Source organism: Actinomadura coerulea, assembly GCF_014208105.1.
GTDB classification, from domain to species: domain Bacteria; phylum Actinomycetota; class Actinomycetes; order Streptosporangiales; family Streptosporangiaceae; genus Spirillospora; species Spirillospora coerulea.
Genome location: NZ_JACHMQ010000001.1, coordinates 3,355,528 through 3,369,423, shown reverse-complemented (window position 1 = coordinate 3,369,423; position 13,896 = coordinate 3,355,528). Strand labels below are relative to the sequence as shown.

The window sequence follows — 13,896 nt, the reverse complement described above, 5'->3', positions numbered from 1 at the left end:
TGCAACCAAGCGACGAGGGTCGCGACCATCCTCGGCCTGGTGACGTCGAGGTGCGGTCGGACCATTCGAGACGGTCGGGCAGGCTGAGCCTGCGGAACTGGCGAGTGCCGCAGCGGCTCATCGTGCTGATCCTGGTCCCGACGGTCGCCGCCGTCGTGCTCTCCGGACTGCGCATCTCCGGCTCGGTCAGCGATGCGGAGACCTACGGGCGCGTCGAGCGGATGGCCGAGCTGGGGCAGGGGATCACCGAGTTCGTCCAGGAGTTCTCCGCGGAGCGGGACGAGGCGATCGAGTACATCGCGGCCGGCCGGCCCGCCGCGCTGCAGCAGCCTCTGGAGGCGCAGCAGCGCAAGACCGACGCCCTGGTCGCCAGGGTCCGGGCGCTGAGCGCCCCCATCGACGGCTCCTACGGCACCGAGGCGGTCCGGGACGCCACCACGGTCAGAAGCCGCGTCGACGGCGTCAAGGCGCTGCGCTCCCTGGTGGTCGGCACCAAGGTCCCGGCCTTCATCGTCCTGCAGAAGTACACCGAGTCCGCCCAGGAGCTGACCGGCGTCCTGGACGGCATCTCGCAGAACGTGGCGGACGACGCGCTCGCGGAGTCCAGCCGTGCGCTCGGCGCCCTCGCCCGCGCCAAGGAGGCGGTCTCGCGGCAGCGGGCCCTGCTCCTCATCGGCGCGCGGGCGAGGCGGCTCGACGCCCAGGAGCTGAACGCGCTCACCGCCGCGCGCTCCCAGGAGGACAGCGAGCTGGCCGCCTTCCGCGGCTCGGCCTCCCTGGAGCAGATCCAGCGGTTCGAGGACACCGTCGTCGGCACGAAGATCGACCAGGCGCGGGACCTGCGGCAGCGGGTGGTCCAGGCGGCCACCGCGACCGGCGGCCGGCTGCCCCTGCAACTGGCCACCCCCGGGTCGGCCAAGGTGATCCGCGCCTCGATGACCGCCATGATCGACCAGATGCGCGCGGTCGAGAAGTACCTGGGCGACCAGATCAGGGCGCAGAGCAGCCAGAGCGGTGACGACGCGCGGACCACCACCCTGATCGACGCGGTGGTGATCGCGATCCTGCTGCTCATCGTCCTGCTCGTCACGATCGTGATGGCCCGCTCGCTGGTGCGGCCGCTGCGCCGGCTGCAGTCCGGCGCGCTGGACGTGGCCAACGCGCGGCTGCCCGGCCTGGTCGACCGGCTGCGCGACCCCGAGGCCGCCGCGGGCGGCATCGAGGTCAAGCCGATCGAGATCGACTCCACCGACGAGATCGGCCAGGTCGCGCGGGCGTTCGACGAGGTCCACCGCGAGGCGGTCCGGCTGGCCGCCGACGAGGCGGTCCTGCGCGGCAACATCAACGCGATGTTCGTCAACCTCTCCCGCCGCAGCCAGTCCCTGATCGAGCGGCAGCTGCGGCTCATCGAGGAGCTGGAGCAGAGCGAGCGCGACGAGGAGCAGCTCGGCAACCTGTTCCGGCTGGACCACCTCGCCACCCGCATGCGCCGCAACTGCGAGAACCTCCTCGTCCTCGGCGGCCAGGAGCAGGTGCGCCGGTGGAACCAGCCCGTCCCGCTGATCGACGTCGTCCGCGCGTCGCTGTCCGAGGTCGAGCAGTACGAGCGCGTGGCGCTGCGGGTCCAGGGCGACATGACGGTCGCCGGCCCGGTCGTCAACGACCTCGTCCACCTGCTGGCCGAGCTGGTGGAGAACGCCACCGTGTTCTCCTCCGAGAACACCAAGGTGACGGTCTCCGGGCAGATGCTGAGCGGCGGCGGCTGCATGCTGCAGATCACCGACAACGGCGTCGGCATGTCGCCCGAGGAACTGGAGCAGGCCAACTGGCGGCTGGCGAACCCGCCCGTCATCGACTTCTCCGCCGCCCGCCGCATGGGCCTGTTCGTGGTCGGCCGCCTGGCCGTCCGGCACGGGATCCGCGTCGAGCTGCGGGCCGCCCAGGGCGGCGGCCTCACCGCGTTCGTGGTGCTGCCGGACGCGGTCGTCACGCCGGGCGAGTCCGGCGGCATCGGCTCCCGTCCCGGCCTGGCCCCCCGCGAGGCCGGTTCCCACGGCCAGCTCGCCGCGCTCACCACCACCGCCGCCGAGCCGCCCGCGGGCGGGTTCCGGCAGGACGACTACGGTTCCGCCCCCGCCATGGGCGGCGGGACCGGGCCGCATCCCATGGCGGGCGGCACGGGCGCGCACCCCATGGTCGGCGGCACCGGCCCGCTGCGGCCCGCCCGCGGCGCCACCGGCCCGCAGCCGAGCGTCACCGAGACCGGCCCGATCCCGGCCGCGGGCATGCACGACCCCTACGGCACCGGCGCGCAGCCCGCCGTCCCGCCCGCCGAGCGGCGCCCCTCGCGGGACCGGCGCGCCCCCGCCGGCGACCCCTACGGGACCGGTGAGCGGCAGCCGCGCAGGCCGGGGGAGCTCCCGGTCCGGGAGCCGGGCACGCACCTTCAGGGCCGCCCCTCCGACGGAGGCTCCTCGAACGGGCTCTTCCAGCCGCGCGGCGAGCGCTCGCAGGAGGCGCAGGACGCCCCCGCCAACGGCGCCCGCCGGCCGGGCGGGCGGACCGGCCCGCAGCCGGTCGTCCCGGAGGCGCAGCCGCTGGTGCCCGAGTCCGGCGGCGGACGGCACATCCCCTGGGAGACCGGCCCGCTGGACCAGGTCGGCCCGAACCCCGGCCAGGCGCCGTCCCCCTACGCCGAAGACGTCCCGCCCGTGTCCGCTCCCCACGTGCCGGAGGGCCCCATACCCGAGCCACCACCCGTTCCCCAGCCGGCAGTGCGGGCCGCGGCGGCCGCACGGCCGGAGCCGAAGGCCCCGCCGCGGCTGCCCGAGCGCTCGCCCATCTTCGACGCGATGCAGTCGGAGTGGTTCCAGCGCAGGTCGGGCGGCGCGTCGGGCGAGGACCCCACCAAGGGCTGGGAGTCCCCGGCGGACGCCGGCTTCCGCGCGGCCGAGGCGGCCCGCGCGCCGGTGGCGACGAGCCGCACCACCGTCGGACTGCCCAAGCGGGTGCCCGGCAAGAACCGCATCCCCGGGGCCGTGGGCCGCGGGGCGCAGGACGCGCCCCGGCCGCCGGCCGCGCAGGGCCGCCCGGCGCCCGCCGGGGCCGCCCAGGAGGGACCGCAGGCGCCGACGCAGGGCCTGCCGGTCATCGGCCAGGCGCCCGGGCAGCCCCAGGGACAGCAGGAGCAGGGCCACGGCCAGTCGGCCGACGTCGTACGCAACCGCTTTGCGAGCCTGCAGCGCGGCGTCCACCGCGGACGCCATGAGGCACGCGGCGCAGGCACGTCAGGTGAGGCGCCGTCACAGGGTGACGGCGAGACAGGAGGCACCCGGTGAGCGGGCAGGATCTCAACTGGTTGGTGACGAACTTCGCGGACCGTGTCGCGAAGGTCGCGCACGCCGTCGTGGTCTCCTCGGACGGATTGCCGATGGCCTACTCGGCGGGCTTCCCGCCCGAGCGGGCGGACCAGCTCTCGGCGATCGCCTCGGGACTGATGAGCCTGACCCAGGGCGCGGCGAAGATCTTCGACGCCGGCGGGGTGAACCAGACCGTCGTGGAGATGGACCGCGGGCTGCTGTTCGTCATGTCCATCACGAACGGCTCGGTGTTCGCGGTGCTGGCGGCGCCCGACTGCGATCTCGGGCTGGTGGCGTACGAGATGACGCTCCTGGTGGAGCGGGTGGGGCGGGTGCTGACTCCCGCCCTGCGCGCACAGGAGCAGCAGCCCCCGTACTCGGGGCCTTCCGTGACCGAGATGGGCGCCGGGCCCGCCCGCTATTGACCGTGACTGACTCTGACGGAGGTCGGCGACATGGATCGAGGCAGTCCCTTCGGGGGCGGTCCCGGAGGCGGCGGCCGCTGGCCGGGTGACCAGGGGCGGGTTCCCGTGCAGGGCCGCCCCCCCGAGCGGGACGACAACGACGGCAGCTCGCTCGTGCGCCCGTACGCGGTCACCGGCGGGCGCACCAGGCCGCGCTACGACCTGGCCATCGAGGCGCTGGTCACCGCGGCGCCCTATCCGCCGCGGGACGTGGCCGTGCTGACCCCGGAGTACCGGGCGATCATGGATCTGTGCCGGTCGGCCCGCTCGGTGGCCGAGGTGTCAGCGCTGCTGCGCCTGCCGCTCGGGGTCGCGCGCGTCCTCGTGGCCGACATGGCCGTCGAGGGGCTGCTGCGGCTGCACCAGTCGCAGTCCACCACCACCGCCGGCGGACAGCCGGACCTCCGCTTGCTAGAAAGGGTGCTCAGTGGCCTTCGGAAGCTCTGACCAGGTCCCGGGGCCGCACGGCGGGGAGACCGAGCTGACCTCGGTCAAGATCGTCGTCGGTGGCGGCTTCGGTGTCGGGAAGACCACCTTCGTCGGGTCCGTTTCGGAGATCATGCCGCTCACCACCGAGGCGGTGATGACCGCGGCCAGCGCCGACGTGGACGACCTGTCGGCCGTCCCGGACAAGACGACCACCACGGTCGCGATGGACTTCGGCCGCGTGTCGCTGGACAGCGAGCTGATCCTCTACCTGTTCGGCACGCCCGGGCAGCACCGCTTCTGGTTCATGTGGGACGACCTGGTCCGCGGCGCGATCGGCGCCGTCGTGCTGGTCGACACCCGCCGGCTGGAGGACTGCTTCGCCGCGGTGGACTACTTCGAGGAGCTCGGCCTGCCGTTCGTGGTGGGGGTCAACGGGTTCCACGGGGAGTTCCAGTACGCCGTGGAGGACATCCGGGACGCCCTGTCGATCAGCGCCCACGTGCCGATCGTGCAGTGCGACGCGCGGAGCCGCGAGTCCACCAAGCAGGTGCTGATCACGCTGGTCAAGCACGCGATGACGGTGCACGCCGCCGGGGCGCACGCGGGCGCCCCGGCGCCGGGCGCCCCCGGCGGGCAGCTCGGCACCACGTCCCCGAGCTGGACCTAGCCGCCGCGCTCGGGGGCGCGGCGCGGTCCGGCCGGGGCTACGGTCGCGTAGGTCGTGTGCACGATGCATGATTGTTCGTCGTGATCGAGCATGAATCCGCGCGGGGGGTTGCGATGAGCGAAATGGAGAAGATCGGAACGTTCGTGGCCATCGGCGACAGCTTCACCGAGGGCATGAACGACCCCTACCCCGGCGAGACCGACGTCTTCCGCGGCTGGGCCGACCGGCTCGCCGAGCACATCGCCGTGCTGAACCCCGGCCTGCGCTACGCCAACCTCGCCGTCCGCGGGAAGCTCGTGCGGCAGATCGTGGACGAGCAGGTGCCGATCGCCGTCGGCCTCTCGCCCGACCTGGTGACGCTGTGCGCGGGCGGCAACGACATGATCCGTCCCGGCGCGGACCCCGACGCGGCCGCGGTCGTGTTCGACGACGCGGTCCGGCGGCTGCGCGCCACCGGCTCGCGCGTCGTGGTCTTCACCGGGTTCGATCCGCGCGGGCTGCGCTCGGGCGGCCGCATCCGGGGCAAGGCCGCCACCTACAACATGCACCTGCGCGCGATCGCCGACCACCGCGGCTGCTCGGTGGTGGACCTGTGGCCGCTGCGCGTCTTCCACGACCCGCGCGCCTGGTACGAGGACCGCCTGCACCTGTCGCCCGAGGGGCACCGGCGCATGGCGCTCTACGTCGCCGGGACGGTGGGCGTCCCGGTCGAGGGCGACTGGCGGGAGCCCTGGCCGCCCCTGGACCGCGCCGACTGGCTCACGATGAGGCGCGAGGACGTCCACTGGGCCCGGACCTACCTGCTGCCGTGGATCGGCCGCCGGGCCACGGGCCGCTCCTCCGGCGACGGCCGCGGCCCCAAGCGCCCCACCCCGCTCCCGCTCTAGGGCGGAGCCCGGCCGTCCCGGCCCCCTGGCTACCCGCGGTCGGGCTCGACCGCCAGCGCCTCCTGCAGGGTCCTCTTGACGGGGATGCGCCGGTGCAGCCCGGTGATCTCCAGGGCGCGGCGGACGATGGGCCGGGGGCCGGCGAGGACGAGGCTGCCGCCCGCCGCGGTGGCGGCCTTGTAGCAGGCGACGATGACCGAGAGGCCGCCCGAGTCCATGAACTCGAGGTCGGTGAGGTCCAGGACGAGGTGGTCGCCGTGCTCGCGGCGGGCCTCGTCGAGGCGGACGCGCAGCTCCTGCGAGCCCGCGACGTCGAGCTCTCCGCACAGCCTGATGACGGCGCGTCCGCCGTCCGGCCGTGTGGTCACTTCCAAAGGTGACACGGGGGGTTCCCCTCTTGTGTTCTGCTTTGGCCGGAATCGTCCGGCGAATAGTTTCCGTCCGACAACTATCGCGGACGCCGGGCCGCCTGCCAACCCGCCGCAACAGGGGTGTGCGTGATCGTGACGCGCCGTAAGGTGCTTGTCGGATGTGATTGCCTCGACGATCCGCTGCGTAGGAGACGACCCCAGGTGAGTTCCCCCCGGCTGCCGGACCATCTCGAAGTGCTGCTCACTGAGGAGCCGGTCCTCGACGTTTACGCGTACGGCCCCTGGCGCGTGCCCGACGGTCTGTACGAGGAGATGCGCGAGCGCGCGGTCGCCTACAACACCGACCCGCGCGCCGTCGTGCTGACGCGGCAGCTCAGCGACTTCTACGGCAGCGACACCAGCGCGGCGGGAGCCGAGCAGTGGTCGCTGCTGACGTTCCTGCTGGGCGCGTCGGCGGTGCGCGGCGGGTCGCGCGGCGACGTCGACTACGAGCTGCTGTCGGCGTTCCTGGCGACGCCCGAGTCGGCCGAGCGGGACCCGGTGGCGTGGTTCAGCCAGGGCGGGCGGTGGCGCCCGCCGGGCCTGTGGCTGCCCGAGCCGGCCGGGGACGACCGGGAGCGCCGCGCGGTGATGTTCGAGCTGGCGCGCGCCGGGCTCGACGTCTTCGAGGGCCTGGAGCCGCTGGAGCGGCGCCGGCGGGCGCTGATGGACGTGTTCGACCGGCGCGCCGCCGACCCCGCGCTGCGCGAGGCGGACATGACCGTCCCCAACCGGCGGCTGGAGGACCTGTGGGTCTCCGGCCTGACCGGCGAGGAGCTCGCCGTCCTGCCCGAACTGGCCGGGCCGGTGGGCTACCTCGGCTGGGTCTGCGAGGGGCTGGACGCCGCGCACGAGCGGCTGGCCGGGGCCGTCGCCGACACGGGGGAGCCCGACGTGGCGCTGGCGCGGCTGCTGCTGGCGGCCGACGCCGCGGTCGTCCCGGCCGAACTGGCGGTCGTGCTGGGCACCACCCGCTACGAGAACGTGGAGGAGCGGTTCCGCGCGGCGCGCGAGGGCTTCGCCGCCGAGGCGTGGCAGTCCGACGCGCGGGCGTGGCTGGCGCGCGGCCTGGTCGCCGGCGAGGCGGACGCGGCCCGCGCCTGGCTGGACATGGCGGTGCGGTTCACCGGCGCGGTGCAGGGCCTGCCGGACCCGCCGGTCATCCCGCGCTGCCGGGTGCCGGTGCGCCAGTTCCAGGCCGACCTGCGGCGGCTGTTCACCGTCCGGCGGGTCTTCAACACCCTGAGGTTCGGTTCCGGCGAGGACGGCCCGCGGCCCGCCGCCGCGGAGCGGCCCGAGCCCGCCGAGGAGAGCGGCCCGCCCCTGGTCGGGCAGCCGGAGCTGTCGCGGGCCGTGCGGGACGCCGTGGCGGCGCGGCTGGCCGGGCGGCGGCCGGTCCGGCTCCTCGTCGCGGGCCCGGAGGGCACCGGCAAGGGCACCGCCGCCGAGATCGTCGAGGCCGCCCTCGGCGAGGGCGGCGCCGTCCGCGAGGCGCTGTGGATCTCCGACCAGGTGTTCGCCTCGCTCGGCGTGAGCGACGCCGTCCTGTGGCTGCAGGCGCGCGTCCGCGACTGCCTGGAGGGCCGCATGCTCCTGGTCGTGGACGACCTGGAGAAGCTCGCCGCGCACGAGCGGTGCGGCGCCGCCGCCACCGAGGAGCTGCGGCGGCTCATGGCGCGCTCGCCGTCCCTCAACGTCGTCGCCCTGTGCCGCCCCGGCGGCGACCGGCGGCTCTTCGACGCCAACCCCGCGCTGGTCCGGGCGTTCGACGTCGCCCGCACCCGCGACTTCGCCGAGGACGACTTCGCCGAGCTGTTCGCCCTGGCGGTCGCCCGGCGCGGCGCGCGCGCCGGAGCGGAGGTCTCCGCGGCCGCGGGCGCCCTGCTCCGCCGCACCCCGCCGATGCTGAACCTGCGCGGTGCCCGGCTGGTGGAGCACATGGCGGGCCAGGCCGTCGCCGCGGCGGACCGGCGGGCCCGCGAGGACGGCGCGGAGGCCGGCCCCCTGGAGATCACCGCCGGGGACCTGCCGCAGCGGCTCATCGCCGGGCGCCCCGCCGAGTCCGACCCGTTCGCCGAGCTGGCCGCCTGCGTCGGCATCGAGCCCGTCAAGCGGGAGGTCGAGGCGCTCGTCGCCGAGGCCAAGGCCGCGCGGCTGCGCCGCGAGGCGGGCATGACCGCGCGGACCCGGCTGCGGCACCTGGTCTTCACCGGCAACACCGGCACCGGCAAGGGCAAGGTCGCCCGGATCCTCGGCCGGATCTACGCCGACCTCGGCGTGCTGTCGTCCGGCCACACGGTCGAGGTGGAGCGCGCCGACCTGCTCGGCGAGTACGCCAGCGAGAGCGTCCTGCGCGTCCGCAGGGCGGTGGAGCAGGCCCACGGCGGCGTCCTGGTCGTCCGCGACGCGCACGCCCTGGTGTCGGCGGCGGCCGACGCGGCGCGGGGCCGCGAGGTGCTGGACGTGCTGCTGACGAGCGTCCAGGCGCACACCGAGGACCTCGTCGTCGTGCTGACGGGGCCGGCGGCCGAGACGAACGGGCTCCTGAAGGCCCACCCCGACCTCGCCGCCGCCTTCCCCCGCACGCTCCGCTTCCCCGACCTGACCGACGCGGAGCTGGTGGAGGTGTTCACCGCCAAGGCCGCCGACTCCGGGTTCGAGCTGGCCCCCGGCGTCCTGGACAAGGTGCGCGCGCTCGTCGAGGCGGCCCCGCGCGAGCGCGGGGTCGGCAACGTCCGCATCATGACGAACCTGCTCGAACGGGCCGTCGCGATGCAGGGGCGCCGCGTCCTGGCCGACGGGATCGTCGACGAGGACGAGTCCCTCGACGTGATCCTGCCGGAGGACGTCCCCGACACCCTCACCCGCGGCCGCGACGACGTCCCCGGCGACCCGCTGGCGGAGGTCGAGCGCCTGATCGGCCTCGCCGACATCAAGCGGGAGGTCGCCGCCCTGGTCGCCGAGGTCCGCGCCGAGCAGCTGCGGCGCGACGCCAAGGTGTCGCCCGCGCCGCCGGCCCGGCACATGGTGTTCGCCGGCAACCCGGGCACCGCCAAGACCACGATCGCGCGGCTGATCGCCGCCGTGTTCGCCCGGCTCGGCCTGCTGTCGTCCGGGCACCTGGTGGAGGTGACCCGCGCCGACCTCGTCGCCGAGTTCATCGGGCAGACCGCGCCGCGCGTGCGGGACGCGGTCAGCCGCGCCCTCGGCGGCGTGCTGTTCGTGGACGAGGCGTACATGCTGGCGTCCGGCGGCGGCGACCGGCGCGACTTCGGCCACGAGGCGATCGCCGAGCTGCTGCGGCTGATGGAGGAGCACCGCGGCGACCTGGTGGTCATCGTCGCCGGCTACGACGCCGAGATGGACCGCTTCCTGGACGCCAACCCCGGGCTGAAGTCCCGGTTCCCGAAGCGGCTGCGGTTCCCCGACTACTCCGACGACGAACTCGTCACGATCTTCGAGTTCATGGCGGCGGAGGACGGCTTCGCGCTCGCCCCCGGCATCCTGGAGGAGCTGCGCCGCCTCGTCGCGGCCCAGCCGCGCGGCACCTCGTTCGGCAACGCCCGGCTCGTCCGCAACCTGCTGGAGGCGACGATCTCCCGGCAGGCGCAGCGCATCACCGCCAAGGAGGACGCGGCGGCCGGCGAGATGGAGCCGGCCGAGGCGGCGCTGCTGCGCCCCGAGGACCTGCCCGAGGCCCCGCCCCGCGAGGTGGAGGGGGGCTTCGGCCTCTACATCTAGCCGGGCCGCCGGGAGGAGGGCCGTCGTGCGGCCGTCCGCCGCCCTCCGCGCGTACTACCGGGCCGGGGGCAGTGTGCGCCTTAAGGGGGACGGTGTCCGCTTCAGATCTCCCAGAGCGCGGTGATTTGTTGGTGTGGACAATCATGCGCCGGACGGACGCGCGGCACGCCCGGGTTGTCTAGGGTCTACGGCATGACCGACGGCTGGCCACAGGGCCGGACACGCAAGGAGGGCGACCGCGTGGGGCGCAGCAGGGAGAACTCCGCACGCGCGGAGCACCACCAGGCCGCCTACGGGCGGGACGCCTACGGGGACCCGTACGACGACCCGTACGCGGGCGACCAGCTCGCCGGGGGACGGGCCGACCAGGGCGGCCCCCGCGGCGGCGCGCCCTACCGGCGGCGGCGCCGGCGGCGGTGGCCGCGGGTGCTCGGCGGCCTCGTCGCCGTGGTCCTGGTGGTCGTCGTCGGCGGCTACTTCTACCTGGACTCCCGGCTGAAGCGCGAGTCGGTCCTCGTGGACTACGCGGGCCGGGTCGCCGACACGCCGGGGACGAACTGGCTCGTCGTCGGCTCCGACAGCCGCGAGGGCCTGTCGAAGGACGACCAGAAGCGCCTCGCGACCGGGTTCGCCTCCGGGCGCCGCACCGACTCGATGATGCTGCTGCACTACGGCTCCGGGGGGACGTCCCTCATCAGCCTGCCGCGCGACTCCTACCTCCCGATCCCCGGACACGGCTCCAACAAGCTGAACGCGGCCTTCGCCTTCGGCGGGCCCAAGCTGCTCGTGCAGACCGTGGAGAAGGCGACCGGGCTCCACATCGACCACTACGCCGAGATCGGCTTCGGCGGCTTCGTGGGCGTCGTGGACGCCGTCGGCGGCGTCGACATCTGCGTCAAGGAGAACATCAAGGACCGCAAGGCGGGGCTGAACCTCAAGGCCGGATGCCAGACGCTGGACGGCGGCCAGGCGCTCGGCTACGTCCGGACCCGCGCCTTCGCCCGCGCCGACCTCGAACGCGTGGAGCACCAGCGCCAGTTCTTCGGCGCGCTGATGAAGAAGGCCACGAGCCCGGGCACGATGCTCAACCCGTTCCGCGGCGTCCCGCTGGCGATGAACGCCACCAGCAACTTCCTGGTGGACGACGGCGACCACCTGTACGACCTGGTCCGCATGATGTGGGCGATGAAGGGCGTCAGCGGCGGGAACGGCGTCACGACCACCGTCCCGATCGGGGGCGCCGGCAGCTCGGCCTCCGCCGGGTCCTACATCACCTGGGACAGGTCCAAGGCGTCCACGCTCTTCGGCGCGCTGAAGCAGGACCAGGAGATCCCGTCGAACGTCATCACGAAGTGACCGGCCGGCCCGGAGCCCCGCCGCCCGGCGCGGGGTGACGGGCCGGACGCTCGAATAGAGTCGGACCATGTCCGAACAGACGCCGGACGGCGGGAATCTGGACGAGCTGACGTCCAAGGAGCTGTACGAGCGGGCGATGGCCGTCGCCAGGGATCGGCGCGACGTCGGCTTCGTGTGGGACCTGCTGCGCGCGATCCCGGCCGCCGCCGCGGCCACCGGGGAGGTCGGCCGCGCCGAGTTCGACCTCCTCCACGGCCTGTCGCTGCTGGAGGAGTTCACGCACGCGGGGGAGGGCGAGATGGCCGACGCCCTCCGGCCCTTCTACATCGACTATCTCCACCGGCACCCCAAGGGGACCTGACCTGCTCTTTGTCCCCTCTTGATCTCTCTTCCGCCACCCTGGGGAATCACTGAGAGTAAGTGATCGACCGCAGAGGGTGGTTGAAGTGAACAAGAAGCACATGAAGATCGCCGCCATCGCCTTCACGGCGTGGTACGTCATCAGCAGGCCCGAGGGCGCGGCGCATCTCGTCAACGGCGCCCTGAGCGGGCTCGGCAACGCCGCGGAGTCGTTGTCGCAGTTCATGAGCGCCATCCCGAACTGACCGGCGGGTGCCGGGCCCCGTACCCCCACCGGTACGGGGCTTCTCTTCGCGACGCCACCATGAAGTTGCCCGTACGTCACAGTAAAATCGCGCTTTGCGGGCAGACGCGGCTGGGCACAATGGGATCGGGTCGATTGTGTCGCGCGCTACGAACAGGGACGGCGTTACGGATGAAGAAGAACCTCCGCTATGTGGCGATCGCCTTCGTCATCTTCTACTTGCTGAGCTCACCGACGGATGCGGCAGGAGTGGTGAACAACGCCTTCAGCGAGCTGGGCAACGCGGGCAACCAGCTCGCTGCCTTCGTGAACGCCTTGGGCAACTGACCGGCGCCCTGAGGGCGTGAGGGCGGCCGGCGGCGGGAACCACCCGTTCGCCGGCGGCGTCAGCGGCGAGGACGGGGCCGATCCGCGGAGCGATCTCCTAGGATCGGCCACATGTCTGTCTTCGACGTAGAGATCGAGGGCCTGCGCGGCGGGCCCGCTGACCTCGAGCAGTACCGGGGCAAGGCCGTACTGGTCGTCAACGTGGCCTCCAAGTGCGGCCTCACTCCGCAGTACTCCGGCCTGGAACGGCTGCAGGAGACGTACGCCGGACGGGGCTTCACCGTCCTCGGCGTCCCCTGCAACCAGTTCATGGGGCAGGAGCCCGGCGGCTCCGAGGAGATCGCCGAGTTCTGCTCGGCGACCTACGGGGTCACGTTCCCGATGACCGAGAAGATCGAGGTCAACGGCGACGGCCGGCACCCGCTGTACCGGGAGCTCGTCGGCGTCCCCGACGCCGAGGGCCACACCGGCGACATCCGGTGGAACTTCGAGAAGTTCCTGATCGCTCCGGACGGCGCCGTCGCGGCCCGCTTCGCGCCCCAGACCGAGCCGGAGGCCGCCGAGGTCGTCACCGCCATCGAGGGGGCCCTTCCCGCCTGACCGGGGACGCGCCCTCCGGCCGGGGGGCGCGTCGGCCGGGGTGTGAATCGCGCCACGTCGCGCGGGCGTTGCCTCGTATTCGATGGCCCGTCTAACTTGTGGATTCGCGATATGACGTGGAGGTGCCCCATGGGCGGATGGACGGCCGGCGACATCCCCGATCTGCGCGGGCGGCGGGCGATCGTCACCGGGGCCAACAGCGGCATCGGCTACCACACCGCGCTCCAGCTCGCCCGGCACGGCGCGTCCGTCGTGCTGGCCTGCCGCAGCGCCGAGCGCGGCCGGGCCGCACTGGAGCGGATGAGGACCGCCGCGCCGCAGGGCGACCTCGTCCTCGACTCCCTGGACCTCGCCGACCTGGCGTCCGTACGGGAGTTCGCGGCCCGGCACGGCGAGGCGCCGCTCGACATCCTGGTCGACAACGCCGGGGTGATGGCGATCCCGCGCCGCTCCACCGCCGACGGGTTCGAGATGCAGTTCGGTACGAACCACCTCGGCCACTTCGCGCTCACCGGCCTCCTGCTGCCCGCCCTGCGCGCCGCCCCGGCCGCCCGCGTCGTCACCGTCACCTCGGCGTTCGCCTGGACGGGACGCATCGACTTCGGCGACCTGCAGGGCGAGCGCCGGTACCGCAAGTGGACCGCCTACAGCCAGGCCAAGCTCGCCAACCTGGTCTTCGCCAAGGAGCTGGACCGGCGCGTCCCCGAGGTGACCAGCGTCGCCGCCCACCCCGGTTACGCAGCGACGAACCTGCAGCAGACGGGGCCGCGCATGCAGGGCAACACGCTCATGGAGAAGGCCACCGGCCTGGGAAACGCGGTGATGGCGCAGTCCGCCGCCGCGGGCGCGCTCCCGTCCCTCTACGCCGCGACGGCGCCCGACGTGCGGGGCGGTGCCTGCTACGGCCCCCGCCTGTTCCAGTACCGAGGGGCTCCGGCCAGGGTCCCCACGCCCCGGCAGGCGGACCGGCCCGGCCTCGGCGAGCGCCTCTGGCAGGTCTCCGAGACCCTCACGGGCGTCACGTACGCCCAGGCGAAGGCCTAGCGCGGCCC

General features: G+C 73.8%; 13 protein-coding genes. 12 read left to right on the top strand and 1 reads right to left on the bottom strand.

Annotated features, from left to right (window positions below):
- Positions 1-104: 104 nt before the first annotated feature.
- The 5 genes from BKA00_RS15420 to BKA00_RS15400 all read left to right on the top strand — a co-directional run bounded on the left by BKA00_RS15420 (position 105) and on the right by BKA00_RS15400 (position 5,806).
- Positions 105-3,338, top strand: coding sequence for a sensor histidine kinase (locus BKA00_RS15420; protein ID WP_185025671.1), 3,234 nt, complete (start codon positions 105-107; stop codon positions 3,336-3,338).
- Entirely contained in the window at positions 3,335-3,784 is a 450-nt protein-coding gene (locus BKA00_RS15415; protein ID WP_173396277.1) for a roadblock/LC7 domain-containing protein, read from the top strand. Before BKA00_RS15420 ends, BKA00_RS15415 begins: the two co-directional genes overlap by 4 nt.
- A gap of 30 nt (positions 3,785-3,814) precedes the next feature.
- Positions 3,815-4,270: a DUF742 domain-containing protein gene (locus BKA00_RS15410; RefSeq protein WP_185025669.1), complete on the top strand. Its 456-nt coding sequence runs from the start codon at positions 3,815-3,817 to the stop codon at positions 4,268-4,270.
- A 34-nt stretch (positions 4,271-4,304) separates the two neighbouring features.
- Positions 4,305-4,919 carry a GTP-binding protein gene (locus BKA00_RS15405; RefSeq protein ID WP_185034257.1) on the top strand — a complete coding sequence of 205 codons (615 nt, stop codon included), beginning with the start codon at positions 4,305-4,307 and terminating at the stop codon, positions 4,917-4,919.
- A 113-nt stretch (positions 4,920-5,032) separates the two neighbouring features.
- A complete protein-coding gene (locus BKA00_RS15400; RefSeq protein WP_230299217.1) occupies positions 5,033-5,806 on the top strand; it encodes an SGNH/GDSL hydrolase family protein in 774 nt (257 codons plus the stop codon).
- A 29-nt stretch (positions 5,807-5,835) separates the two neighbouring features.
- Here the strand turns inward: BKA00_RS15400 and BKA00_RS40450 are convergent, their stop codons facing one another.
- Positions 5,836-6,174, bottom strand: coding sequence for an anti-sigma factor antagonist (locus BKA00_RS40450; RefSeq protein ID WP_185025667.1), 339 nt, complete (start codon positions 6,172-6,174; stop codon positions 5,836-5,838).
- A gap of 204 nt (positions 6,175-6,378) precedes the next feature.
- Between BKA00_RS40450 and BKA00_RS40445 the strand changes: the two genes are divergently transcribed.
- From BKA00_RS40445 to BKA00_RS15360, 7 genes are all read left to right on the top strand, one after another.
- On the top strand, positions 6,379-9,957 hold the full coding sequence (locus BKA00_RS40445) for an AAA family ATPase (RefSeq protein ID WP_185025665.1): 3,579 nt from the start codon (positions 6,379-6,381) through the stop codon (positions 9,955-9,957).
- 192 nt (positions 9,958-10,149) lie between these two features.
- Positions 10,150-11,313 carry an LCP family protein gene (locus BKA00_RS15385; protein WP_185025664.1) on the top strand — a complete coding sequence of 388 codons (1,164 nt, stop codon included), beginning with the start codon at positions 10,150-10,152 and terminating at the stop codon, positions 11,311-11,313.
- 67 nt (positions 11,314-11,380) lie between these two features.
- On the top strand, positions 11,381-11,674 hold the full coding sequence (locus BKA00_RS15380) for a hypothetical protein (protein WP_185025662.1): 294 nt from the start codon (positions 11,381-11,383) through the stop codon (positions 11,672-11,674).
- An 85-nt stretch (positions 11,675-11,759) separates the two neighbouring features.
- On the top strand, positions 11,760-11,918 hold the full coding sequence (locus BKA00_RS15375) for a hypothetical protein (protein WP_179278923.1): 159 nt from the start codon (positions 11,760-11,762) through the stop codon (positions 11,916-11,918).
- A gap of 170 nt (positions 11,919-12,088) precedes the next feature.
- A complete protein-coding gene (locus BKA00_RS15370) occupies positions 12,089-12,244 on the top strand; it encodes a hypothetical protein (RefSeq protein WP_185025660.1) in 156 nt (51 codons plus the stop codon).
- Positions 12,245-12,355: 111 nt separating this feature from the next.
- Positions 12,356-12,844, top strand: coding sequence for a glutathione peroxidase (locus tag BKA00_RS15365; RefSeq protein ID WP_185025658.1), 489 nt, complete (start codon positions 12,356-12,358; stop codon positions 12,842-12,844).
- 129 nt (positions 12,845-12,973) lie between these two features.
- Entirely contained in the window at positions 12,974-13,888 is a 915-nt protein-coding gene (locus BKA00_RS15360; protein ID WP_185025656.1) for an oxidoreductase, read from the top strand.
- The last annotated feature ends 8 nt before the right edge of the window (positions 13,889-13,896 follow it).

Bases quoted from the DNA above. Each gene is read 5' to 3' on its own strand.
- BKA00_RS15400 (WP_230299217.1), top strand. From the start codon at position 5,033: ATGAGCGAAATGGAGAAGATCGGAACGTTCGTGGCCATCGGCGACAGC.
- BKA00_RS15370 (WP_185025660.1), top strand. From the start codon at position 12,089: ATGAAGAAGAACCTCCGCTATGTGGCGATCGCCTTCGTCATCTTCTAC.
- BKA00_RS15385 (WP_185025664.1), top strand. From the start codon at position 10,150: ATGACCGACGGCTGGCCACAGGGCCGGACACGCAAGGAGGGCGACCGC.
- BKA00_RS15380 (WP_185025662.1), top strand. From the start codon at position 11,381: ATGTCCGAACAGACGCCGGACGGCGGGAATCTGGACGAGCTGACGTCC.
- BKA00_RS15410 (WP_185025669.1), top strand. From the start codon at position 3,815: ATGGATCGAGGCAGTCCCTTCGGGGGCGGTCCCGGAGGCGGCGGCCGC.
- BKA00_RS15365 (WP_185025658.1), top strand. From the start codon at position 12,356: ATGTCTGTCTTCGACGTAGAGATCGAGGGCCTGCGCGGCGGGCCCGCT.
- BKA00_RS15360 (WP_185025656.1), top strand. From the start codon at position 12,974: ATGGGCGGATGGACGGCCGGCGACATCCCCGATCTGCGCGGGCGGCGG.